Raw genomic sequence first — 21,771 nt, 5'->3', positions numbered from 1 at the left:
GAGCGTTTTCCGCCGACAGGCGAAGCAGGCATGCATGCTATCCGTGACCAGGGGTACCCGCGTCGTGAGCACACCGCACGGTCAGGCATGCAACGCCGGTCCGGGGGTATGCGGGCACACCGCGAGGAGTTGACAGAAGCAGAAGGCCGCCGAGGCAGCCGCACAACCGTGACTACCGTGGGAGAGGTAATGAACACCGCCGGGATCCGGTCGGAAGCAGAGGTCACCCAGAGGACCGAGCAGGACGGGACGGGCGAGGGGTCACTGCCTGGCATCGCGGACCCGGCATCCGTCGCACCACGTGACGCACGGGAGCTGTCCCGCCAGTTCTTCCAGCGACTCACCGAGCTGGAGGAGGGCACGCACGAGTACCAGTACGCGCGCAACACCCTCATCGAGATGAACATGTCGCTCGTGCGGTTCGCCGCCGGACGGTTCCGGGGCCGCGGCGACGACATGGAGGACATCGTCCAGACCGGCATGATCGGCCTGATCAAGGCCATCGACCGGTTCGAGCTGTCCCGCGAGGTGGAGTTCACCTCCTTCGCGCTGCCGTACATCGTCGGCGAGATCAAGCGGTTCTTCCGGGACACCACCTGGGCGGTGCACGTGCCGCGCCGGCTCCAGGAGCTGCGGGTGGAGCTGGCCAAGGCACGCGAGGAGCTGTCCAGCCGGCTGGACCGGGACCCGACGGTGGCCGAGCTGGCGACCCTCATGAACATCACCGAGGACGAGGTGATCGAGGCCCAGCTCGCCTCGAACGGCTACAACTCCGCCTCCCTGGACGCGGCGCTCACCGGTGACGGGCCGGAGGACGGCGAGGCGGTGCTCGCCGACTTCATCGGCGTGGAGGAGGAGGGGCTGCGGCTCGTCGAGGACTTCCACGCGCTCGCCCCGCTGATGGCCGAACTCAGCGAACGGGACCGGCAGATCATCCATATGCGGTTCGTGGAGGAGGCCACCCAGGCGGAGATCGGGCAACGGCTCGGCTGCTCCCAGATGCACGTGTCCCGGCTGATCAAGCGGATCATCACCCGGCTGCGTGAGGGGATGCTCGGCGAACTCGGCTGCGCCTGACGCCGGTCCGGCCCCGCCGGGGTGAGGACGCCGGTGGGCTCAAGCCGTCCAGCGTGGCGCCCCAGCGGTCGGTCGAGCGGGGCGCCTCAGCGGTTCAGCCGGAAGCGGGCGCGGATCCGCTTGCCCACCGGCACGCGTTCCGCGGTGACCTCCGAGGCGAGGGCGTGCACGATCTCCAGGCCGTGCCGCCCGATGCGTTCGGGGTCCTTGGGGAAGCGGCGGGGAAGGGCGGAACTGCTGTCGTAGACGGACACCGTGACCTCGCTGTCCGTGCCCTCCAGTTCCAGGATGTACGGGCCGTTGCTGTGCCGGTCGGCGTTGGTGACGAGTTCGCTCACGAGCAGGAGCAGCTCGCCGCCGGCCCGGTGGTCGGCGTCCGCGCACCACTCGGTGCGCAGCTGCTCCAGGAAACGGGCGGCGAAGTCGCGCGCCTCGGCGATGCATCCGGGCTCGCCCGTGTAGTGCGCCGCGCGGCGCAGCGGTTCCACGGGAACGTCGAAACCAGTCGGTATCACATCCCCGCCCAGGTGTTTGCTCATGCTGTCTCTCTCGGAAAGCCGGATCCGGCCGGTCACGTGTTGCACCTGTCCTCGTACCCCGAGCCGGGCCCGGCAGTCCCCCGAGGCGTTCGCCCGCCGCGCACAGTGGCGAGGCTCACGCCGTCCGGCACCCACGACCGCTCCCGCCGTGGGAGCGTTCTACGACTGCTGCTGAGTGGGTGGCCCGGTGGTCACCGGGGCCGGAGCAGAGCTTACCGAGGAAGGCGACGCGGAACCGGCCGACTCCTGCCCGGTCGAGGCCGACCCCGTCCGCTCGCTCGACGGCGCGGTCGACTGGGGCCCCGCGGACGGCGAGGCGGGCGCGGCGGAGGACGTCTGCGACGACGCCGGCTTCGACTCCGCGGACGTCGACGCCGAGGGCGAAGCGGCCGAGGAGGCCGAGGAAGGGGACGGCGTCGGCTTCGACGCCGAGGGGGAGGCCGGGAAGGACGACACCGACGAACCCGGCGACGCCGAGGACTTCGACGGCGACGACGACGGGGACGAAGAAGGCTTGGACGGAGACGAGGACGGCGAGGAGGGCTGGGAAGCCGACGGGGAGGACGACGCCGACGGGCTCGGCTTGCCGGACGGGGACGGGCAGTGCTTCATGCCCGGCGGGCACGACGGTGACGCGGGCCGGGGTGGGGTCGTCCAGGGGTGCGCGACCTTGGGCGGCTGGGCGTGCTGGTCGTGCCGGCAGTCGTGGTCGCCGCGCTGCCGGTGGATCCAGTCGTTGCGGTGCGTGTCGTAGAGCACGAAGACGTCGACGGGCTTCGGCGCGGGGGTCACCACGACCACGTTCGAGGGCCGGTACGCAGGCCAGCGCGGGCCCACCAGCTTGGGTGCGGCCTTCTGCGCGACCGGCGAGGTCAGCGGGTTGCCGCAGGCACAGCGCACGCGCGGCACACCGTGGCCGTCCACCAGCACGGCGGTGCCCGCCTGGAGCACCGACTGGTAGGAGGTGGGGGCGCCGTCGCGGTAGCCGTGGTTGGTGACCCGGGTGTCGACGCGCAGTTGCACCGGCGTCAGCGAGCGCAGGTAGGCGGGCACGCCGGACGGCTGGACGCCGGCCACGGAGGCGAAGGCCTTCTCCTTGGCCGGGTCGGACTGGAAGAACCTGATCTGCTTCTCGACATCGCAGGCCGGAGTGCTCTTGGTGCCGCCGTACAGGCCGGGCGCCGCGCCGTCCACGCCCTGCACCGCGTTGGCCGGGCCGGAGGGCGCGGCGGAGGCCGAGGGCGGCGGCGGGGCGGAACTCTGCCGGGCCGTCGATTCCGTGAACGGGTCCTCGCCGCTGCTGTTCGCGGACTGCAGGAAGACCTCGCCTCCCTTGGCGGAGGAGCCGCCGCCCGGACGGGTGAAGACCACCGCCAGCACCACGGCGGCCACGACCACGGCGGTGATGCCCGCCACGCGCGGTACGGACTTCCACCACGGCCCGTGCGGCCCCTTGGCTCCGCCCGGCCCGGAGGGCGGCGGTCCGGGCGGTGGCCCGGAGGGCGGCCGGGACGAGCCCGACAGCGGGCCGGAGGGCGGTCCGGTCGGGCGGCCGGAAGACGGAGGTTCGGCGCTCACGAGCACTTCTTCCCGTCGCGATCGTCGCGATACGCGGTGCGACACGCGGCATTGCTCAGTCAAGTCCCTTTTGGTGCATTTGGCTGCACGTTGATCCCATTGTGTGTCGCGGGATGAGGGCCGCAAGCCGACGCGGACGGCCCCACTCGGCGGGCGGGCTGCCCGGTGGGTGCTTAGCGTGTCCCTCGTGAGCGTTCCGACCGTCTCCGCGCGGCCCGCCGCCCGGCACGGCTGGGCGCAGGCCCTGACCGCGGTGCTGACCGGGCTGGCCGCCATGGCGCTGGCGGCGGCACTCGGACTGTGGGCGGCGGGGGCGACCGGCCTGCCGGACGCCGCCTTCCCGCGGGTGGTGGCCGCGACCCTGGTCACGTCGGTCGGCGGCAGTGTGGACCTCTCCGGCAACGCGGGCGTGCTGGCGCAGACGCGGGCCGGGCTGACCGTGATCCCGCTGTCGGTGACCCTCGCCGGCGCCCTGGTGATCGGCGCGGGCTTCCTGCGCCCGCTGCGGCACCGGGCGGTGGCCTCGGCCCGGGAACTGGCCGGCTGGGCCGCCCGGATCGCGGTGCTGTGGCTGCTGGTGCTGATCGGGCTGGCCCTCGGCGCCCGGCAGACCTTCGCCGTCGACGTGGGCAACGGCACCCTCAGCGATCTCACCGGGCTGTTCGACTCGGCGCCCCGCGTCGGGTTCACCACGGACGTGCCGCTGACGGTGCTGTTCGGCCTGCTGTGGCTGGCGGGGGTGCTGCTGCTGGCGCTGATGGTGGCGCGCGGGGCGCCGCTGCCGGGGCGGCTGCTGCGCTTCCAGGAGTCGGTGCGCCCGGCGGCGCACGCGATGGTGGTCCTGCTGCTCGCCTATGTCGTCGTCGCCCTCGTCGCCGCGCTGATCACGGCCGCCACGCGCGGGCACGTCCCGGCGACCTTCGCCGTGATCCTGCTGGGCCTGCCCAATCTGGCCTGGCTGGCCCTCACCATCGGCCTGGGCGCCACGTGGAACGGCCGGGTGGACGGCCCGTTCGGTCTGCCGATGCCGCAAGTCCTGGACGCGATCCTGCGCACCCCGCACGTCTCCGAACTGAGCCTGCGCTCGCTGACCAGGTACGACGGCCGTTGGTGGTGGCTGGTGGCCGTGGACGCGATCCTGCTGCTGGCCGTGGCCTTCCGGATGGCGGCCCGCTCACCGGCCCGGATCCGGCTGTGGCAGCACGCCGTCCATCTGGCGGTGGCGCTGGCGCTGGCGGTGCTGATGATCTGCCTGACCGGCCGCATCTCGGCCCACTACGGCCTCTCCCTGCTCGGCATCGGCGACCTGGGCGGCGGGCTGTCCGGGGAGCTGTTCCTCAGACCCCGGCTGTGGCAGGCGGTGGGCCTGGGCGCGCTGTGGGGGCTGGTCGCCGGGTTCCTGGGCGGCCTGCTGGCCAAGGGCGTACGGCGGCGCGGCGAGGTGGACGGGCCTTGACCGAGCGGACCGGTGTCAGCCGAGGCGGAACCGGTCCTGGGCGAGTGGACCGGTCTGAGGCGAGGTGGGCGGGTGTCAGGTGTGGAACACCGGCCCGGCCCACTGCGGCGGCCCCGGGACCCCGGCCACCACGGAATCGCCCGTGCGCCCGGCCCCCGGATGCTCCGGACGCGGCCCTGCCGCCACGCGGCCCCACAGCGGCCCGACCACTGGGCGATCCGGTGCCGACCCCGCCACCACAGTGGACCGGCCTCAGGTGTGGAACACCGGCCCGGCCCACTGCGGCGGGCCCGGGGTCCCGGCCACCACGGGATGGTCTGTGCGCCCGGCCGCCGCGCGGTCCGACAGCGGCCCGACCACTGGCTGATCCGGTGCCGGGCCCCGCCACCACGGTAGACCGGCCTCAGGTATGGAACACCGGCCCGGCCCACTGCGGCGGCCCCGGGGCCCCGGCCACCACGGAATCGCCCGTGCGCCCGGCCCCCGGATGCTCCGGACGCGGCCCTGCCGCCGCGCGGCCGCACAGCGGCCCGACCACTGGGCGATCCGGTGCCGGCCCGGCCACCGCGCGATCCGTCTCCGTGTCGGGCTCCTCCGCCGGGTGGGAGCCGGCCGGGTCCGCGGTGTCCGCGACGGACCGCAGGGCGGCGACGAAGCCGAGGCACGTGGGGTAGCGGGCGTCGGGGCTCTTGGCGAGGGCCTTGGCGAACACCGCGTCGAGCCCGGCGGCTAGACCGGGGCGCGCCCGGCTCGGCGCGGGCGGTTCGTCGTACTGGTGCGCCCAGAGCAGGGCCATGTCGTCGTCGCGCAGGAACGGGGGACGGCCGGCGAGACTCTCGTACACCACGCAGGCCAGGGCGTAGACGTCGCAGCGGCCGTCGACCGGGCGGCCGGAGATCTGCTCGGGGGCCATGTAGTCGAGGGTGCCGACGAACTGGCCGACACTCGTGAAGCCGGTCAGCGACAGCGACTTCTTGGTGAGCCCGAAGTCGGTGAGGTACACATGCTCGGGGTGGTCGCTGTCGATGCCCTCGGCGATCAGGATGTTGCCGGGCTTGACGTCCCGGTGCACCAGACCGTGCTCGTGGGCGGCGTCGAGCGCGGAGGCCACCTGCGCGGCGATCCGCACCGCGTCCGGCAGGGGCAGCGGTCCGCGCAGGTCGAGGAGGCGGCGCAGGTCGCTGCCGGAGACGTACCGCATGGCGATGTAGAGCACCCCGTCCGTCTCGCCCGCCTCGAAGACCGGCACGATGTGCGGGTGGTCGATGGCGGCGGCCACCTGGGACTCGTGGGTGAACCGCTTGCGGAAGGTGTCGTTGCGGGCGAGTTCGGGGGCGAGCAGCTTCAGGGCGACCGTGCGGTCAAGCCGCAGGTCGCGGGCGCGGTAGACGACGGCCATGCCGCCGCGCCCGATCTCGCCCTCGATCAGGTAGCCCGCGATCCGCCGGCCGACCGGTTCCGCGGGCGGGCCGGAGGACAGGCTGGTTCCGGGTGCCATCAGCGCTCGCCCTCCGGCGCGACCACCCGGGTCGGGGCGTGTCCGGCGTCCTGCGCGCCGGTGACCTGCCGGTCGGTGGCGTAGGTGGTCAGCCGCCGTCCGTCGCCGTAGACCCAGCGGCCCGCCTCGGGGTCGTACAGCCACATCGACTCCCCGTCGACGACGAGGCCGATGCGCAGGCCGCCGGTCCGGTCGGCGAAGTCCTCGCCGTCCAGGGCGCCGGCGGCCAGCCCTTCCACGGCGGACCGGTAGTCGGCCAGTGCCTGTTCGGCGCGGGCGAGCAGAGGGCGGGGGTCGGCGGCCGTGGCGGCCGGGCCGTCGGCGGCCGGCGGGTCCTCGGGTACGGCGACGAGGCGGCGGCCGTCGACCCAGGCGGCCCAGCCGTTGGAACAGCGGACGTGTCCCCAGTCGCCGCACCGCTCCACGAGCTCGACGGGCAGCAGCGGGTCGAGGGGCACGGTGGGCCGGGCCGGGTCGGGGGCCTCCCAGGCGGGCATGCCGTGCCGCGGCACCACGTGCGTGGGCCGGAAACCGGGACCGGTCGCCTTGCTCATCGCAGCGCCTGCTTCCGCGTGGGGGCCATCGCGTTCGCCTACTTCCGCATCACGGCGGGCTCCTGCCGGCGCAGCAGCCGTGCGACGACGAGCCCGTAGAGGACGGAGAGCACCACCAGCATGGCCAGATCGAGCAGCCAGACGCCCGTCGAGTGCCGGAAGAGGGGGTCGGCGGTCAGCTTGCCGGGGATGGTCCTGGACAGTCCGACCGTGCCCGCCATGGCTCCGAGCGCCCAGCGGGAGGGCACCAGCCAGGACAGCTGCTCGAGACCGGGCACACCGTGCAGTTTGAGCAGGGCCCCGCAGAACACGACCTGGACGATGGCGAGCAGCACCAGCAGCGGCATCGTCACCTCCTCCTTGCGCACCAGCGCGGAGATGAGCAGGCCGAGCATCATCGCGGTGAACGCGAGCAGGGCGACGGCCAGGGCGATCTCGGCGAGCGGCGGCAGCAGCACGCCCCTGCCGCCGGGGGTGTTCAGGTCGACGCCGAGGAGGCCGACCAGGGTCAGCACGACGGCCTGGACGACACTGACCGTGCCGAGCACCACCACCTTGGACATCAGATAGGCCGAACGGGGCAGTCCGACGGCACGTTCGCGCTGGTAGACCACGCGTTCCTTGACGAGTTCGCGCACCGCGTTGGCGGCGCCGGTCAGCACCGCGCCGACGCACAGGATGAGCAGGGCGTTCATCGCGGTGTCCCGGCCGAGTCGGCCGCCCGCCAGGGCGCGGGCCATGGCGCCCATGACGAACGGCAGCGCGATCATGACGGCCAGGAAGGTGCGGTCGGCGCCGAGCACGGCCGCGTACCGCCGGATCAGGGTGCCGAGCTGGGCGGCCCAGCCGCGCGGGTGGGGCGGCGGCGCCGGGGAGACGGGGGCGGGGCCCGGGTGGTGGGGCTGGGTGGTGGCCTCGGTGACGTAGTGCCGGTGGAACGGCGACTCGCGGTACTCGCGCGCCCAGTCGCGTTCCAGGTCGCGGTCGAAGGCCTCGAAGGCCTCCGGCCACTGCTCGAAGCCGAAGAAGGCGAGGGCGTCGTCGGGCGGCCCGTAGTAGGCCACCTTGCCGCCGGGGGCGAGCACCAGCAGGCGGTCGCAGACGGCCAGGCTGAGGACGCTGTGGGTGACCACGATGACGGTGCGGCCGTCGTCGGCGAGGCCGCGCAGCATGTGCATCACCGACCGGTCCATGCCGGGGTCGAGGCCGGAGGTCGGCTCGTCCAAGAAGAGCAGGGACGGTTTGGTGAGCAGTTCCAGGGCCACGCTGACCCGCTTGCGCTGGCCGCCGGAGAGGCTGTGCACGGGCTGCCCCGCGCGCTGCTCGAGGCCGAGTTCCCGGATGACCTCGTCCACCCGGGCGCGCCGCTCGGCCCGGGCGGTGTCCTGGGGGAAGCGCAGCTCGGCGGCGTACGACAGCGCGGCGCGCACGGTGAGCTGCGGGTGCAGGATGTCGTCCTGCGGGACAAGGCCGATGCGCTGGCGCAGTTCGGCGTAGTCGCGGTAGAGGTCGCGGCCGTCGTACAGGACGGTGCCCCGGTCGGCGGGCCGCTGCCCGGTCAGGGCGTTGAGCAGCGTGGACTTGCCGGCGCCGCTCGGTCCGACCACCGCGAGCAGGCACTTCTCCGCCACCGGGAAGGACACGTGGTCGAGGAGCACCTTGCGGCCGCCGTCCACGGCGACGGTGAGGTCCTGGACGTCGAGGGAGATCTCGCCGGTGTCGACGTACTCCTGGAGTTCGTCACCGACCAGGCTGTACGCGAAGTGACCGATGCCGATGACGTCGCCGGGGCCGACGGGGGCGCGGGTGACGGGCCGTCCGTTGAGGTAGGTGCCGTTGTGGCTGCCGAGGTCGACGATCTCGTACGTGCCGTCGGGGTGGGCGCGCAGTTCGGCGTGGCGGCGGGAGACGATCAGGTCGTCCACCACGAGGTCGTTGTCGGCGGCCCGGCCGATGCGCACCGAGCGCACGGGCAGCGGGCGGACGCTGCTGGGCCGGCGGAAGGTGCCGGTCAGCAGGGGCTGTGACACCGCGGAGGGACGGCCGGGGGCGGGCGGCGGGGCGCCGGTGAGGACGGCACGGGGGCCGTCGGTGGGGTTGCCGAAGCGGATGACGCTGCCGGGGTGCACGCCCCACTCGTCGATCCGGTGGCCGTCGGCGTAGGTGCCGTTGGTGCTGTGTTCGTCCTTCAGGGTCCAGCGGTCCCGGTCGCAGCGCAGCACGGCGTGGTGCCACGAGACCCGGGCATCGTCGAGGACGATGTCGCTCAACGGGTCGCGTCCTACGTGGTAGTCATGGCCCGGGCTCATCACCGTGGAGCCCGTGTCGGTCTCCACGAGGAGTTCGGGCGCCGTGGGGGCGACCGGCCGCTCCGCCATGGCCAGAATTCTACCGATACACCCGGTTTCGCGCCCGGAGTCCCGTCCAGGGCCCGCGGGAGCACCGGCGGCGGACACGTGTCAGGCGACGGGTACGACGAGCACCGGCAGGGTGCGCTGCATGCGCAGCGCGTCGACGGACTCGGCGAGCAGTTCGTACTCGGTGGTGTCGTCGCTGGCGGCGATCCGCACCATCCGCCCGCCGGCCAGTTCGTCGGCCACCCGTTCCTGCCCGGCGTCGTCGGCGCACCAGGCGCGCAGCAGAGCGGGTACGTCGGCCACCGTGCCGGCGACCGGCACCAGCGAGCCCGCCGGGAAGGCGGGGTCCTCCGGGCTCGGGTCCAGGCGTTCGGCGATCCAGGAGGCGCGGTCGCGCAGCCACCACAGGGCCAGGGCCAGCGTCGGCGCGCGATAGGTGCCGAGCGGTACCCCGATGCGCCGGCCGTCGCACATGCCGTACGCCGTGACATGGCACAGGAATTCGTCGTGCACGTCTCACTCCCCCGTCGCCTCGCTGCTGCCGGCCCGACCCTCGCTCTCCGTGCGGCTCCTGTGCGGTGAAGTGCCCCTGATGTTCGAGTATCGCCACTGCCGAAACACTGTCACCATGACTTTCCGGCCAGTCTGTTGGCATATTCACCGCTCGTTCCGACCGGAATGCGGCGGGGGTTGGGGAGCCGGTCATTACCAGGGAGGTAATCGACCCGCTCCCCCGTGCTCCGGCATGGTGGTCACACCGGATCGGCGAAGCCCCGGATCCGGGTCCGACCAGCGGTTACGACCTCGATGGAGGCTGATGCAGCATGTCCGTGAACACCGACCGTTACGAGAACGCCGCCGCCCGTTACTTCGAGGCCTGGAACGCCACCGAGCCGGAGGCGCTGAGGAAGGCGGTCGCCGCCGCGTGGACCGCCGACGGCGGCTACACCGACCCGCTCGCCGACGTCCGCGGCCACGACGGCATCGCGGCCGTGATCGCGGCGGCCCACGAGCAGTTCCCCGGGTTCTTCTTCCGCCCGCTCGGCGCGGTGGACGGGCACCACGACACCGCGCGCTTCGGCTGGGAGCTGGTCAGCGAGGCCGACGGCTCGGCGCCCGTGGCCGGGTTCGACGTCGTCACGCTGGACGGCGAGGGGCGGATCCGGCAGGTGCTGGGCTTTCTCGACCGGGTGCCGGCGCAGGCCTGACACCGCCTGGCCGCGCTGAGTTCGAGCGCGCGCGGCGGTCTGTCCCGGTGAACGACGACCCGGCGAAGCGGCGGCTGGACCTATGCGGTCTGGCCGCGCTCGGCTGAGTTCTTCGGCCCCCGCGGCCCGGTCAAGGTCCGCGGCACGGTCGACGGCCACCCGTTCCGAAGGTCGTTCATGGCCCTGGGCGACGGCCGGCACAGACTTCCCGTGAAAGCCGACATCCGGAAGGCGATCGGCAAGCGGGAGGGAGACACCGTGTCCGTACGCCTGGTGGAACGGCTCAGCTGACGACCGACTCCCGGTAGCGGCGGGGTGCGACGCCGAGGGTGCGCTTGAAGGCGTTGCTGAAGGCACTCTCGGAGCTGTAACCGACCGAGCGGGCCAGTTCCGCCACCGGCACGGAGTCCTGTCTGAGGGCACGGGCGGCCAGGCTCATACGCCAGTTCTGCAGATAGGCCAGCGGCGGCACGCCCGCGGCCTCCCGGAAGCGCACGGCGAAGGTGGTGCGGGACATCGCGGCGGCGCGCGCCAGCTCCTCCAGCCGCCAGGGGTGGGCCGGGTCGGCGTGCATCAGGCGCAGGGCGGGAGCCAGCCGCTCGTCGGCCAGCGCCCGCAGCCAGCCGGTCGGCAGGCCCGCGGCCTCGCTCAGGCACGCCCGCAGCACCTGGAGGAACATCAGCTGGGCGAGGTGGTCCGAGGAGAAGGAGGAACCGGCCCGGCCGCCTGCCATCTCCCGCATCAGCTGTGCGGTGAGCCAGCGCAGCACCGGCGCCTCCGCCGCGGTGGCGCGCACGTGGATCAGCTCGGGCAGGGCCCGGCGCAGCAGGTCCCCGCTGTCGCGGCTGAGGTCGATGTGCCCCGAGACGCACACCACCTCCTCTCCCCCGCCGAGCGCCGCCATGCGGGTGTGCGGATCCACGGCGACCTGAGCCGGTTCGACCGGCTCCAGTCCGGGCTCGCTGCACAGCACGTACGACCGCCGCCCGTCGGAGACCACGACGTCGCCCTCGGACAGGGCGATGGTGTCGGCGCCACCCTCGGCGACGAGGAGACAGCCGCCCCGCGCCACGACGTTCACCTTCAGCTTGTCGCGCCCCCGCAGCCGGATCGCCCAGCGCCCGCCGGCCGTGAAGCCGCCGGAGAACACCCCGCGCGCGTCCGCCACGGCGAGGGCGTCGGAGAGAGGATCGGTGGACATGCACGAACTATCACGCAAGTAGTGCGCATTCTCAAGCATTCATCGTTCGGAGCGACGGATCTACGGTGGTCTCACGGCTCACACCGAGGAGACACCCACATGACCACCGCACAGCAGCCCCTGCGCTCCGGCTTCGGCCCGGCGTCCACCGCCGAGGACGTCATCGAGGGCATCGACCTGACCGGCAAGGTCGCGATCGTCACCGGCGGCTATTCGGGCATCGGCCTGGAGACGAGCCGCGTCCTGCGGGCGGCGGGCGCCCAGGTCGTCGTACCGGCCCGGGATCCGGAGCGGGCGCGCGCCGCGCTGAAGGAGGTGGAGGGCGTCGAGGTCGAGGAGATGGACCTGATCGACCCGGCGTCGGTCGACGCCTTCGCGGAGACGTTCCTGGCCTCCGGGCGCCCGCTGCACATCCTGGTGAACAGCGCCGGGATCATGGCGACCCCGCTGCGGCGGGACGCGCGCGGCTACGAGTCGCAGTTCGCCACGAACCATCTGGGGCACTTCCGGCTGGTGGCCCGGCTCCGGCCGGCTCTGGCGGCGGCCCGCGGGGCGCGCGTGGTCTCGGTGTCCTCGCGGGGCATCCGCTTCTCCCCCGTGGTCTTCGAGGACCTCCACTTCGAGCGCCGGCCGTACGAGCCGTTCCTCGCCTACGGCCAGTCGAAGACCGCCAACGCGCTCTTCGCGGTGGAACTGGACCGGCGGGGCCGGGCGGAGGGGGTGCGGGCCTTCTCCGTGCACCCGGGGACGATCGTGGACACCGGTCTCGCCAAGCACCTCCCCGAGGAGGCCCTCCGGGCGGCCGGCGCCGTCGACGAGGAGGGCCGGCCGGTGCGCGACCCCGCCAGGCAGCTGAAGACCGTCGCGCAGGGAGCGGCGACCAGCGCGTGGTGCGCCACCAGCCCGCGGCTCGACGGGCTGGGCGGCCTCTACTGCGAGAACTGCGACATCAGCCCCTTGGTGGCCCCGGAGAGCGAGGCCGCGTGGAGGGCCGAACCGGGGCTGGCCGGCGTGCTCCCGTACGCCGTCGACCCGGAGGCGGCGGCCCGGCTGTGGGAGGTGAGCGAACGGCTCACCTCCTGACCGCGGCCACCGGCCCGGGGTGCTCAGCCCTTCACGATCGCGTCGATCCGCGCCAGTTCCTCGGCGTCGAAGTCCAGGTTGCCGAGGGCGCCGACGCTGTCCTCCAGCTGCCGCGGGCTGCTCGCGCCGACCAGCGCGGAGGTGACCCGGCCGCCGCGCAGCACCCAGGCCAGGGCCAGCTGGGCCAGGGTCTGGCCGCGGGACGTGGCGATCTCGTTCAGGGAACGCAGGCGGGCGACCAGGTCCTCGGTGACCGCGTCCTTGTTCAGGAAGGGGCTGTCGCTCGCGGCGCGGGAGTCCTCGGGGATGCCGTCCAGGTAGCGCCCGGTGAGCAGGCCCTGCTCCAGCGGGGAGTAGACGATGGAGCCGACCTGGAGTTCGTCCAGGGCATCGAGCAGGCCCTCGTCCTCGGGGCGCCGGTCGAGCATCGAGTAGCGCGGCTGGTGGATGAGGAGCGGGGTGCCGAGATCGGCGAGGATGCGGGCGGCCTCGCGGGTCTGCTCCGCCGAGTAGTTGGAGACGCCGACGTACAGCGCCTTGCCCTGCTGCACCGCGGTGTGCAGGGCGCCCATCGTCTCCTCCAGCGGAGTGTCCGGGTCGGGGCGGTGCGAGTAGAAGATGTCGACGTAGTCCAGGCCCATCCGGGCGAGGCTCTGGTCCAGCGAGGAGAGCAGGTACTTGCGCGAGCCCCATTCGCCGTAGGGGCCGGGCCACATGAGGTAGCCGGCCTTGGTGGAGATGACCAGCTCGTCGCGGTACGGCCCGAAGTCGGCCTTCAGGGCCTCGCCGAGCGCGGACTCGGCGGCGCCGGGCGGCGGGCCGTAGTTGTTGGCGAGGTCGAAGTGGGTGACGCCCAGGTCGAAGGCGCGGCGCAGGATCGCCCGCTGGGTCTCGGCGGGCCGGTCCGGGCCGAAGTTGTGCCACAGGCCGAGGGACAGCGCGGGGAGCTTCAGTCCGCTGCGTCCGGTGCGCCGGTAGGGCATGTCGGCGTAACGGTCGGGGTGTGCGGTGTACAACGCGACTCCATAGGGGTTGGCACACGGTGTTGCGGCTCCCGGGAGCGACGGGCTCCTGGTCGCCGGTCCCACTCTTCCCCGAGGGCCGGGCAGTGGTCCAACAGAAGAATCCGATGGAATTGTGCGGCTAGGCTTCTCAATCATGGAACTGCGCCATCTCCAGCACTTCGTCGCCGTCGCCGAGGACCAGCATTTCACCCGGGCCGCCGAACGCCTCATGGTGTCCCAGTCGGGTCTGTCGGCGTCCATCCGGGCGCTGGAGCGGGAGCTGCGGGCGCCGTTGTTCGTGCGCACCACCCGCCGGGTCACGCTCACCGAGGCCGGGCGGGCGCTGCTGATGGAGGCCGAGCGGATCCTGGCGCAGGTGCGCGCCGCGCACGAGGCGGTGGCGGCGGTGCAGGGCGTGCTGCGCGGCACGCTGGCCCTCGGCACCGAGCAGTGCATCGCCGGGGTGCACGTCGCCCGGCTGCTGGCCGCGTTCCGGGGCCGGCACCCGGACGTGGAGATCCGGCTGCGGCAGGCCGGCTCGGGCGCGCTGGCCGAAGAGGTCGGGGCCGGCCGGCTCGACCTGGCCTTCGCCTACCGCACCCAGGCGGACAGCGACCAGCTGCGTTCGGTGTCGCTGACCAGCGAGCCGATGACCGTGCTGTGCCATCCCGGGCACCGGCTGGCCTCGGCCGGCGCGGTGCTGACGCCGGAGGATCTGGCCGGCGAGGTCTTCGTGGACTTCCAACCGGACTGGGGCCCGCGCCGCACCACCGACGCCGCGTTCGCCGCGGCCGGGGTGCGGCGCACGGTCGCCCTGGAGGTCAACGACGTGCACAGCCTGCTGGACCTGGTGGACGAGAACCTGGGGATCGCGGTCGTACCCCGGCACTTCCGGCACAAGCGGCCCTCCCTCACGGCGCTGCCCGTGAAGGGCGCGGGCGAGACGGAGTACGAGACCGTGGCGCTGCTTCCCCCCGACCGCGCCACCAGCCCCGCCGCCCGGGCGCTCGTCACACTGCTGGAGACGGCCGGCGAGACAGGGGGCCTGGCACCACCCCGAGACGGGGCCCAGCCCTCCTGCTGACGGCCGCCCGCCGCACCAGACTCGTGACCGTCGGCCAGGAAGACGACGGTCAGGAGGACATGTCATGGCGGAACACACACGGCGGAACGTGCTGCGCGCTACGGCGGGGGTCGCGGCGGCGGGCGCGCTCACCGGCCTGAACACCGGCCGGGCGACCGCCCGCACCGCAGCGAATGCGACACAGCGTCACTACCCTTACCTGGAAGGGGCGTTCGCACCCGTCACCGAGGAACTGACGGCCTTCGACCTGCCGGTGACCGGTCGCATCCCGCGCGAGCTGAACGGCCGCTACCTGCGCAACGGCCCCAACGTGCTGGGACTCGAGGATCCCCGGGCCCACCACTGGATGCTCGGCGACGGCATGGTGCACGGCGTCCGGCTGCGCGACGGCAAGGCCGAGTGGTACCGCAACCGCTGGGTGCGCTCCGCGCAGGTGGCGGGGAAGCTGGGCGAACCGCATCCGGGCCCGGTGCCGGAGGCGGACTTCGCGTGCAACACGCATGTGATCCCCTTCCGGGGACGGATCCTCGCGCTACAGGAGAGCGGCCCGCTTCCATACGAACTCGACGGCGAGCTGGGCACGTCGGGGCCGTACGACTTCCAGGGCACCGTGGACGGCGCGTTCGCCGCGCACACCAAGCTCGACGTGCACGCCGGCGAGCTGCACGCCGTCGCCTACGACCCGGCCTGGGACCACGTCCGGCACCTGGTCGTGGACGGCTCCGGGAAGATCGCGCGCACGACGCGGATCCCGGTGGCGGACGCGCCGATGATGCACGACTTCGCGCTGACCGAGCGGCACGTCGTCGTCATCGACATCCCGGTCACCTTCGACGCGGCGGCGGCCGGACGCGGTGCGCTCGTGCCGTACGTGTGGAACCCGCACCACCCGACCCGGGTGGGTGTCATGCCGCGCGCCGGGGGCCCGGTGCGCTGGTTCGGCATCGATCCGGTCTTCTACTCGCACACCCTGAACGCCTACGACGAGGGCGAGTCGGTGGTGGTCGACCTGACGACGTTCCCGGCGCCGTTCCACGTGGCCGGGCGCGGCTCGGACGGGCCGACCGCCACGGGCACCCCGAAGCTGGAGCGCTGGACGATCGATCTGCGCCACGGGCGGGTACGGCAGCGGGTGCTGGACGACCGGCCGCAGGATTTCCCGCGTGTGAACGAGTCGCTGGTCTCCAGGCGGCACCGCTACGGCTACACGGCGGAGGCGGCCGGGATGATGGCGGCGTATCTGACCCCGGACGGCGGCACCCCGCCCGACGACGCGTTCTCCAACGCGCTCGTCAAGCACGACCTGCTGCGCGGCGCCACCCAGGTGCACCGGCTGCCGAGGGGCGCGGCGGCGAGCGAGGCGGTGTTCGTGCCGCGGAACGCCTCGGACCACCGGGCGGCCGAGGACGACGGGTACGCGATCGCGTACATCCACAACCCGGACCGCGGCGCCGCCGACCTGGTGATCCTGGCCGCCCAGGACTTCGGCGGGGAGCCGGTGGCGCGGGTGCACCTGCCCGGACGGGTCCCGCTCGGTTTCCACGGGAGCTGGATTCCGGACGCGTGAACGCCCGCTGTTTGGGATGGTGGACGGTATGCATGCGAAGGACATCCTCATCGACGGCTACGCCCGCATCCAGGAAGAAGTCCATGCCGCCCTCGACGGCCTCGGCCCGGACGCGCTGCACCACCGTCCGGCCCCCGACGCCAACTCCGTCGCCTGGCTCGTCTGGCATCTCGCCCGGGTGCAGGACGACCACGTCGCCGACGCGTTCGACCTCGACCAGGTGTGGCTGAGCCAGGGCTGGGAGAAGCGTTTCGGCCTCGACCTGCCCCGGCACGACACCGGCTACGGGCACAGCCCCGCGAAGGTCGCGAAGGTGCGGGTCGAGTCGGCCGACCTGCTCACCGGGTACTACGACGCCGTGCACGAGCAGACGCTCGGCGCGCTGCGCTCACTGGCCGCCAAGGATCTGGAACGCATCGTGGACGAGCGCTGGGATCCGCCGGTGAGCCTGGGCGTGCGGCTGGTGAGCGTCCTGTCCGACGACCTTCAGCACGTCGGACAGGCCGCCTACCTCAGGGGGCTCGTTCAGAGCGCGGCCGCGTAGCCCGGCAGGACCACGTCCTCGATGAGGGCCTTGCGCTCGTCGAACGGGAGGAACGCGCTCTTGACGGCGTTCACCGTGACCGTGCGCAGGTCCTCGGCGCTCCAGCCGGCCTCGTGAACCAGCAGGGACATCTCCCGGGTCATCGTCGTGCCCGACACCAGCCGGTTGTCGGTGTTGAGGGTGACCCGGAAGCCGAGGTCCTTCAGGGCCGTGATCGGGTGCTCGGCGATCGAGGTGGCGCAGCCGGTCTGCAGGTTGGAGGTGGGGCACATCTCCAGGGCGATCCGGCGGTCGCGCACCCAGGAGGCGAGCCGGCCGAGCTTGCCGTCCACGATGTCCTCGGTCAGGCGCACCCCGTGGCCGATGCGCTGGGCGCCGCACACCTGAAGGGCCTGGTGGATGCTGGGCAGGCCGTGCGCCTCGCCGGCGTGGATGGTGAAGGGCACGCTCTCGCGGCGCAGGTGCTCAAAGGCCTCCAGGTGGTCGGCGGGCGGGAAGCCGTCCTCGGCGCCGGCGATGTCGAAGCCGACGACCCCGGCGTCGCGGTAGGCGACGGCCAGGTCGGCGGCCTCACGCACCCGGTCGAACATCCGCATCCCGCACAGCAGCGTGCCGACCCGGACCGGGGTGCCGGCGGCGGCCGCCTTGGCCATGCCGGCGGCGAGCCCCTCCTGGACGGCCTCCACGACCTCGCGCATCGACAGCCCTCCCCGGGTGTTCAGCTCGGGGGCGTAGCGGACCTCGGCGTAGACGACACCGTCGGCGGCGAGGTCCAGCACGTACTCCTCGGCGGTGCGCAGCAGGCCCTCGCGGGTCTGCATGACGGCGAGGGTGTGCTCGAAGGTGGCTATGTAGCGCACCAGGTCGCCGGAGTTGGCGGCCTCGAAGAACCAGGCGGCCAGCTCGTCGGGGTCGGTGGTGGGCAGGGTGTGACCGACCTCGGCCGCCAGTTCCACGAGGGTGGCGGGGCGCAGGCCGCCGTCGAGGTGGTCGTGCAGCACGGCCTTGGGAAGCCGGCGGAGGGTCTCGGTGTCGATGCGGGGCGCGGTCATGGCTGGGCGTTCCTCGGCAGGTGGGTCGACGGTGTTTCGGGGGGTGCTCAGGGGAGTGATCAGGCGGCGGGCTGGAGCAGGTCCCAGCGGTTGCCGTAGAGGTCCTGGAAGACGGCGACAGTTCCGTACGGCTCGTGCCGCGGCTCCTCCAGGAACGTCACGCCGGCCGCGGTCATCCGGGCGTGGTCGCGGGCGAAGTCGTCGGTGTGCAGGAAGAACCCCACGCGTCCGCCGGTCTGGTCGCCGACCCGGGACCGCTGGGCCTCGTCCTTGGCGCGGGCCAGCAGCAGACCGGTGCCGGCGGCCGGGCCGCCGGGCTCCACGACGACCCAGCGGGAGCCGTCGGGGCGCGGGGCGTCCTCGGCGAGCCGGAAGCCGAGGGCCTCGGTGTAGAAGCGGATGGCCTCGTCGTAGTCGTCGACGACGAGGGTGACCAGGGCGACGCGTCGCATCGGGACCTTCCGGTGGGGGTGGTTAGCGGGTGAGGTTATACGTAAAACGTCACCGACGCCAGTCCCGTTCTACGCGCGTTGCCCAGCGTGGACGAAAAGGCCCCAGGGAAGCTCTGCGGGCCTGCCGGTCAGGGAGCCTCGTCGCCCTGGGCGATCTCCACGCGGTGGTGGAAGTCGGCCAGCCCGGCGACGGAGGCCGTGCAGGAGAGGGCCGTGCAGGCGAGCAGCAGGGCGGCGATCGCACGGCCGGCGCGGGGCACGAGGGGGGCGGCCAGCAGGGCCTGGACGCGCTGCGGGACGGGACCGGCGGTCGCGGCGGGCACGAAGCCTGGGCGTTCGGTGTGGGCGCCCTGGCCGGCGAGGGCCGCGCGGGCGATGGCGCGGGCGGTCAGACGCCGGTCGCCGACGCTGGCTGCGGCGGCCTCGTCGGCGACGCGCTCGGCGGCGAGGCGGATCGTGTCCCGGACCGGGCGCAGCGCCGGATGGCAGTGCGCGGCGAGTTCGGCGGCGGCGAGGAAGTAGTGGTGGCGGCCGTCGTTGTGGGCCCGCTCGTGCGCGAACAGCGCCTCCCGCTCGGAGCCGTCCAGGCTGCGGAGCATGGCGGTGGTGACGACGATGCGGTGCGGGCGGCCGGGCAGCGCGTAGGCGTCCGGCCGGGGCGAGTCCACCACGCACAGGTCGCCGGCGGCGGGCCGGCGCCCGGCCTCGGCCTGTGCGGCGCGGAAGGCGCGGGTCTGGCGCAGCACCGAGCGCACGAGGGTCCAGCCGCAGACCGCGAGGGCGCCGACTGAGGTCGCGGCGGCCGGCAGCACGACCAGGTCCGAGGCGGTGCGCAGCGGGTGGATCAGCTCGCCGACCGCCGCGAAGAGCGGGACCTTGAGCAGCCCGATGAGCATGAAAGAGCCGAGCGCGGCCAGCGAGCAGCCCGCGAGGACGACCGCGCAGACGGTGACGGCCCACAGCGCGGCGACCGGGGCGAGCCGGCCCAGGGCCCGGCGGGCCAGCGCCGGCAGGGCGAGCGGCAGCAACAGGGGCAGCAGAAGCAGCGCGGTCATCGTTCGTCGGCTTCGAGCAGGTCCCGAAGGATGCGTTCGTCGCCGGGGCTCAGCTGGGCGACGAACCGGGCGAGGACGGTCTCGCGGTCGCTGTCCCGGTCCAGCTCGCTGTGCATCCGGCGGGCGGTGAGACCGTGGGCGTCCTGGACGTCGCGGACCGGGAAGTAGGCGTACCCGCGCCCCTGGCGGTGCCGCTCGACGACGCCCTTGTCGTACAGGCGGGTGAGGATCGTCGTCACCGTCGTACGGGCCAGGCCGGCGCCGAGGCTCCGCTGCACCTGGCCGGGCGTCTGCGGGGCGCCGGCGGCCCAGAGCGCGGCCATGACGCTCGCCTCGAGCTCACCGGCCGGCCGGCGCTCGTCCTTCGCCTCGGTCATGGAACGTCCCTCACCCCGTCTTGGTCTGGCGGCCCGGGCGACCGTCTACACGATAGTAGTCAACCGCTCCTTCGTACGGCTGTGCCCTCGCACCCATTATGTGAGCGCCGCTCGCGGGGCAGCCGTCCGCGAAAAGGGGACGCGAGAAGGAGGGCGCGAAAAGGGGCGCGCGAAAAGGGCGGGCGGCTTGGCGCGCCCGGCACGTGGCCCGCCGCCCGGAGGGACGGACCGCCGCGCGGGCCCAGGGCTGCTGGTCGCCGCCGGGAGGCGACTCAAGGGGAGGGTTGGGTCGAGGGCGGCTCTCCGGAGGAGGAGGGTCTGGGGCCGACACTGGCCGGCACCGGCTGGATGGTGCGCGCGGCAATGGGTGCGGGATGCATGCCACTGGGCCGGGCGAGTGGCGAGGGCTGCCGGACGCACCCCCGGAGCCCAGGCCAGAGGTGACCGTTGGCACGCGACCCAGGAGCCCGGGCCAGGGGCGACCGTCGGCACGCCGCCCCGGAGCCCAGGCCAGAGGCAACGGTTGGCCCGCACCCCGGAACCCAAGCCGGAGGCGACCGTTGGCACGCCACCCCGGAGCCCAGGCCAGAGACGGTTTTGGGGCACCGCCCCGGGGCCCCGGCCAGAGGCGACCGTTGGCACGCACCCCAGAACCCGAGCCGGAGGCAACCGTTGGCACGCCACCCCGGAACCCAAGCCAGAGACGGTTTTGGGGCACCGCCCCGGAACCCAAGCCGGAGGCGGTTTTGGGGCACCGCCCCGGAACCCGAGCCGGAGGCAACCGTTGGCACGCCACCCCAGAACCCCGGCCAGAGGCCGGCTTGGGCACCGCCCAGGAGCCCGGACCAGAGACGACCGTTGGCACGCACCCCGGAACCCGAGCCGTAGGCGACCGTGGGGACGCCACCCGGGGGCCCCGGCCAGAGGCGACCGTTGGCACGCCGCCCCGGAACCCGGGCCAGTAGTGACCCCCTGTGGGCCGCCGCCTCCGAGACCCAGGCCGAGAGGCGGCCGCTGCGGGACGCGCGCCTTGGACCCGGATCCGGCGCGGTCGGTGCGGAAGGCCGCCGACTCGGGCGACCCGGGGGAACGGCCGTCAGGTGTGCGTCAGTTCGTAGGGATGTGGAGCGCGTTCAGGCGGACCAGTTCGTCCGCGGTGAGGCGCAGGGCGCCGGCCGCGACGTTCTCCGCGACGTGGTCCGGGTTGCCGGTGCCGGGAATGGCGAGGACGTGCGGACCCTGGTTCAGGGTCCAGGCGATCCGGATCTGCGCGGGACTGACCCCGTGGGCGCGGGCGATGTCGCGCACGGTGTCGTCATGGTCGTCGGCCGCCGCCCGCGCTCCCGCGTTGCCCGCGACGGCGAAGAACGGCACGAACGCGATGCCGTGCTCGCCGCACAGGCGGAGCATCTCGTCGTCGACGGGGTCGGGACGGTCGAGGGCGTACCGGTTCTGCACGCACACCACCGGGGCGATCTCCAGGGCCTCGGCGAGGTGGCGCGGCTGGACGCCCGAGATGCCGAGGTGCCGGATCAGCCCGGCGGCGCGCAGCTCGGCGAGCGCGCCGAAGTGCTCGGCGATCGAATCCTGGTTCTGGCGGCGGAAGTTGACCACGTCGAGGTGGTCGCGCCCGAGCTGGCGCAGGTTCTCCTCGACGTGACCGCGCAGCTGGTCGGGGCGGGCGGCGTCGCCCCACTCCCCGTAGTAGTCGCGGAAGGGACCGACCTTGGTGGTGATGACGAGGTCGTCGGTGTAGGGGGCGAGGGCCGTGTTGATCAGTTCGTTGGCGGAGCGTGTGGCGGAGAAGTAGAAGGCGGCGGTGTCGATGTGGTTCACGCCGAGTTCCACGGCCCGGCGCAGCACGGCGATCGAGCGGGCACGGTCGCTGGGCGTGCCGAGGTGGAACGCGGCACTGCCCGTCAGCCGCATGGCTCCGAAGCCGATGCGGTGGACGGGCAGGTCACCGAGTGTGAAGGTGCCGGAGGCTTCCGCGGTGATCGTTTCAGCGGTCATCCGGCGGAGTCTCGCACATCTGTCTTGCCGTGCAAGGGAATTAAGCCGAAGGGCTTCGCCGGCGACGGCCGC

Annotated in this window: 19 protein-coding genes and 2 pseudogenes; 8 read left to right on the top strand and 13 right to left on the bottom strand. The window is 73.2% G+C overall.

The genetic code is table 11. The annotated features are described in order from the left end of the window. The first annotated feature begins 189 nt into the window (after nucleotides 1–189). Nucleotides 190–1,077: an RNA polymerase sigma factor SigF gene (locus AB0950_RS11730; protein WP_360147133.1), complete on the top strand. Its 888-nt coding sequence runs from the start codon at nucleotides 190–192 to the stop codon at nucleotides 1,075–1,077. Nucleotides 1,078–1,163: 86 nt separating this feature from the next. Here the strand turns inward: AB0950_RS11730 and AB0950_RS11725 are convergent, their stop codons facing one another. Both AB0950_RS11725 and AB0950_RS11720 read right to left on the bottom strand, forming a co-directional pair. Next, a complete protein-coding gene (locus AB0950_RS11725) occupies nucleotides 1,164–1,616 on the bottom strand; it encodes an ATP-binding protein (RefSeq protein ID WP_366778401.1) in 453 nt (150 codons plus the stop codon). A gap of 483 nt (nucleotides 1,617–2,099) precedes the next feature. After that, nucleotides 2,100–3,194: pseudogene (locus AB0950_RS11720) on the bottom strand (DUF6777 domain-containing protein); the annotation flags it as partial. A gap of 187 nt (nucleotides 3,195–3,381) precedes the next feature. Here AB0950_RS11720 and AB0950_RS11715 point away from each other — a divergent pair. Then, nucleotides 3,382–4,650 (top strand): streptophobe family protein, encoded by a 1,269-nt coding sequence (locus AB0950_RS11715; RefSeq protein WP_360573746.1) that lies wholly within the window; start codon nucleotides 3,382–3,384, stop codon nucleotides 4,648–4,650. Nucleotides 4,651–5,053: 403 nt separating this feature from the next. Here AB0950_RS11715 and AB0950_RS11710 read toward each other — a convergent pair whose 3' ends face one another. From AB0950_RS11710 to AB0950_RS11695, 4 genes are all read right to left on the bottom strand, one after another. Beyond that, a complete protein-coding gene (locus tag AB0950_RS11710; protein WP_366778400.1) occupies nucleotides 5,054–6,148 on the bottom strand; it encodes a serine/threonine-protein kinase in 1,095 nt (364 codons plus the stop codon). Then, entirely contained in the window at nucleotides 6,148–6,702 is a 555-nt protein-coding gene (locus tag AB0950_RS11705; protein WP_360573742.1) for a hypothetical protein, read from the bottom strand. The genes AB0950_RS11710 and AB0950_RS11705 overlap by 1 nt, the downstream gene beginning before the upstream one ends. Before the next feature lie 38 nt (nucleotides 6,703–6,740). Further along, complete coding sequence (locus AB0950_RS11700) at nucleotides 6,741–9,080, bottom strand: FHA domain-containing protein (RefSeq protein WP_360145696.1); 2,340 nt, start codon at nucleotides 9,078–9,080, stop codon at nucleotides 6,741–6,743. Between the two features lie 81 nt (nucleotides 9,081–9,161). After that, nucleotides 9,162–9,572 carry a hypothetical protein gene (locus AB0950_RS11695; RefSeq protein WP_360145699.1) on the bottom strand — a complete coding sequence of 137 codons (411 nt, stop codon included), beginning with the start codon at nucleotides 9,570–9,572 and terminating at the stop codon, nucleotides 9,162–9,164. A 311-nt stretch (nucleotides 9,573–9,883) separates the two neighbouring features. Here AB0950_RS11695 and AB0950_RS11690 point away from each other — a divergent pair, with 311 nt between their 5' ends. Beyond that, nucleotides 9,884–10,267 carry a nuclear transport factor 2 family protein gene (locus AB0950_RS11690; protein WP_366778399.1) on the top strand — a complete coding sequence of 128 codons (384 nt, stop codon included), beginning with the start codon at nucleotides 9,884–9,886 and terminating at the stop codon, nucleotides 10,265–10,267. Nucleotides 10,268–10,333: 66 nt separating this feature from the next. Beyond that, nucleotides 10,334–10,558, top strand: a pseudogene (locus AB0950_RS11685) (DUF1905 domain-containing protein); the annotation flags it as partial. Here AB0950_RS11685 and AB0950_RS11680 read toward each other — a convergent pair. Beyond that, the gene (locus tag AB0950_RS11680; RefSeq protein WP_360145705.1) at nucleotides 10,551–11,468 is read right to left on the bottom strand and encodes an AraC family transcriptional regulator; all 918 of its coding nucleotides are present in this window, start codon (nucleotides 11,466–11,468) and stop codon (nucleotides 10,551–10,553) included. The pseudogene AB0950_RS11685 and the gene AB0950_RS11680 sit on opposite strands and share 8 nt — an antisense overlap. A gap of 99 nt (nucleotides 11,469–11,567) precedes the next feature. Between AB0950_RS11680 and AB0950_RS11675 the strand changes: the two genes are divergently transcribed. Next, nucleotides 11,568–12,551 (top strand): oxidoreductase, encoded by a 984-nt coding sequence (locus tag AB0950_RS11675; RefSeq protein WP_366778398.1) that lies wholly within the window; start codon nucleotides 11,568–11,570, stop codon nucleotides 12,549–12,551. 23 nt (nucleotides 12,552–12,574) lie between these two features. On the opposite strand, the gene mgrA is transcribed toward AB0950_RS11675, so the two are convergent. Further along, nucleotides 12,575–13,567, bottom strand: a complete 993-nt coding sequence (mgrA, locus tag AB0950_RS11670; RefSeq protein WP_360145711.1) for an L-glyceraldehyde 3-phosphate reductase — start codon at nucleotides 13,565–13,567, stop codon at nucleotides 12,575–12,577. Nucleotides 13,568–13,709: 142 nt separating this feature from the next. On the opposite strand from mgrA, the gene AB0950_RS11665 reads away from it, so the two are divergent. The 3 genes from AB0950_RS11665 (at nucleotide 13,710) to AB0950_RS11655 (ending at nucleotide 16,750) form a co-directional block, all read left to right on the top strand. Continuing rightward, nucleotides 13,710–14,639, top strand: coding sequence for a LysR substrate-binding domain-containing protein (locus AB0950_RS11665; RefSeq protein ID WP_366778397.1), 930 nt, complete (start codon nucleotides 13,710–13,712; stop codon nucleotides 14,637–14,639). 64 nt (nucleotides 14,640–14,703) lie between these two features. Continuing rightward, nucleotides 14,704–16,206 (top strand): carotenoid oxygenase family protein, encoded by a 1,503-nt coding sequence (locus tag AB0950_RS11660; RefSeq protein WP_366778396.1) that lies wholly within the window; start codon nucleotides 14,704–14,706, stop codon nucleotides 16,204–16,206. A 28-nt stretch (nucleotides 16,207–16,234) separates the two neighbouring features. Further along, nucleotides 16,235–16,750, top strand: coding sequence for a DUF664 domain-containing protein (locus AB0950_RS11655; protein ID WP_360573732.1), 516 nt, complete (start codon nucleotides 16,235–16,237; stop codon nucleotides 16,748–16,750). Here the strand turns inward: AB0950_RS11655 and AB0950_RS11650 are convergent. From AB0950_RS11650 to AB0950_RS11630, 5 genes are all read right to left on the bottom strand, one after another. Then, nucleotides 16,732–17,802 carry an adenosine deaminase gene (locus AB0950_RS11650; protein ID WP_366778395.1) on the bottom strand — a complete coding sequence of 357 codons (1,071 nt, stop codon included), beginning with the start codon at nucleotides 17,800–17,802 and terminating at the stop codon, nucleotides 16,732–16,734. The genes AB0950_RS11655 and AB0950_RS11650 overlap by 19 nt on opposite strands. A 59-nt stretch (nucleotides 17,803–17,861) precedes the next feature. Next, complete coding sequence (locus tag AB0950_RS11645; RefSeq protein WP_360145726.1) at nucleotides 17,862–18,254, bottom strand: VOC family protein; 393 nt, start codon at nucleotides 18,252–18,254, stop codon at nucleotides 17,862–17,864. A 128-nt stretch (nucleotides 18,255–18,382) separates the two neighbouring features. Continuing rightward, entirely contained in the window at nucleotides 18,383–19,309 is a 927-nt protein-coding gene (locus tag AB0950_RS11640) for a M56 family metallopeptidase (RefSeq protein WP_366778394.1), read from the bottom strand. Continuing rightward, on the bottom strand, nucleotides 19,306–19,686 hold the full coding sequence (locus AB0950_RS11635; RefSeq protein WP_360573728.1) for a BlaI/MecI/CopY family transcriptional regulator: 381 nt from the start codon (nucleotides 19,684–19,686) through the stop codon (nucleotides 19,306–19,308). The genes AB0950_RS11640 and AB0950_RS11635 overlap by 4 nt, the downstream gene beginning before the upstream one ends. 1,107 nt (nucleotides 19,687–20,793) lie before the next feature. After that, nucleotides 20,794–21,699, bottom strand: coding sequence for an aldo/keto reductase (locus tag AB0950_RS11630; RefSeq protein WP_366778393.1), 906 nt, complete (start codon nucleotides 21,697–21,699; stop codon nucleotides 20,794–20,796). Nucleotides 21,700–21,771: the final 72 nt, after the last annotated feature.

The sequence above is a fragment of the Streptomyces sp. NPDC007189 genome (assembly GCF_040703635.1).
Taxonomy (GTDB): Bacteria; Actinomycetota; Actinomycetes; order Streptomycetales; family Streptomycetaceae; genus Streptomyces.
This window is presented reverse-complemented; position numbering and strand designations above follow the sequence as displayed.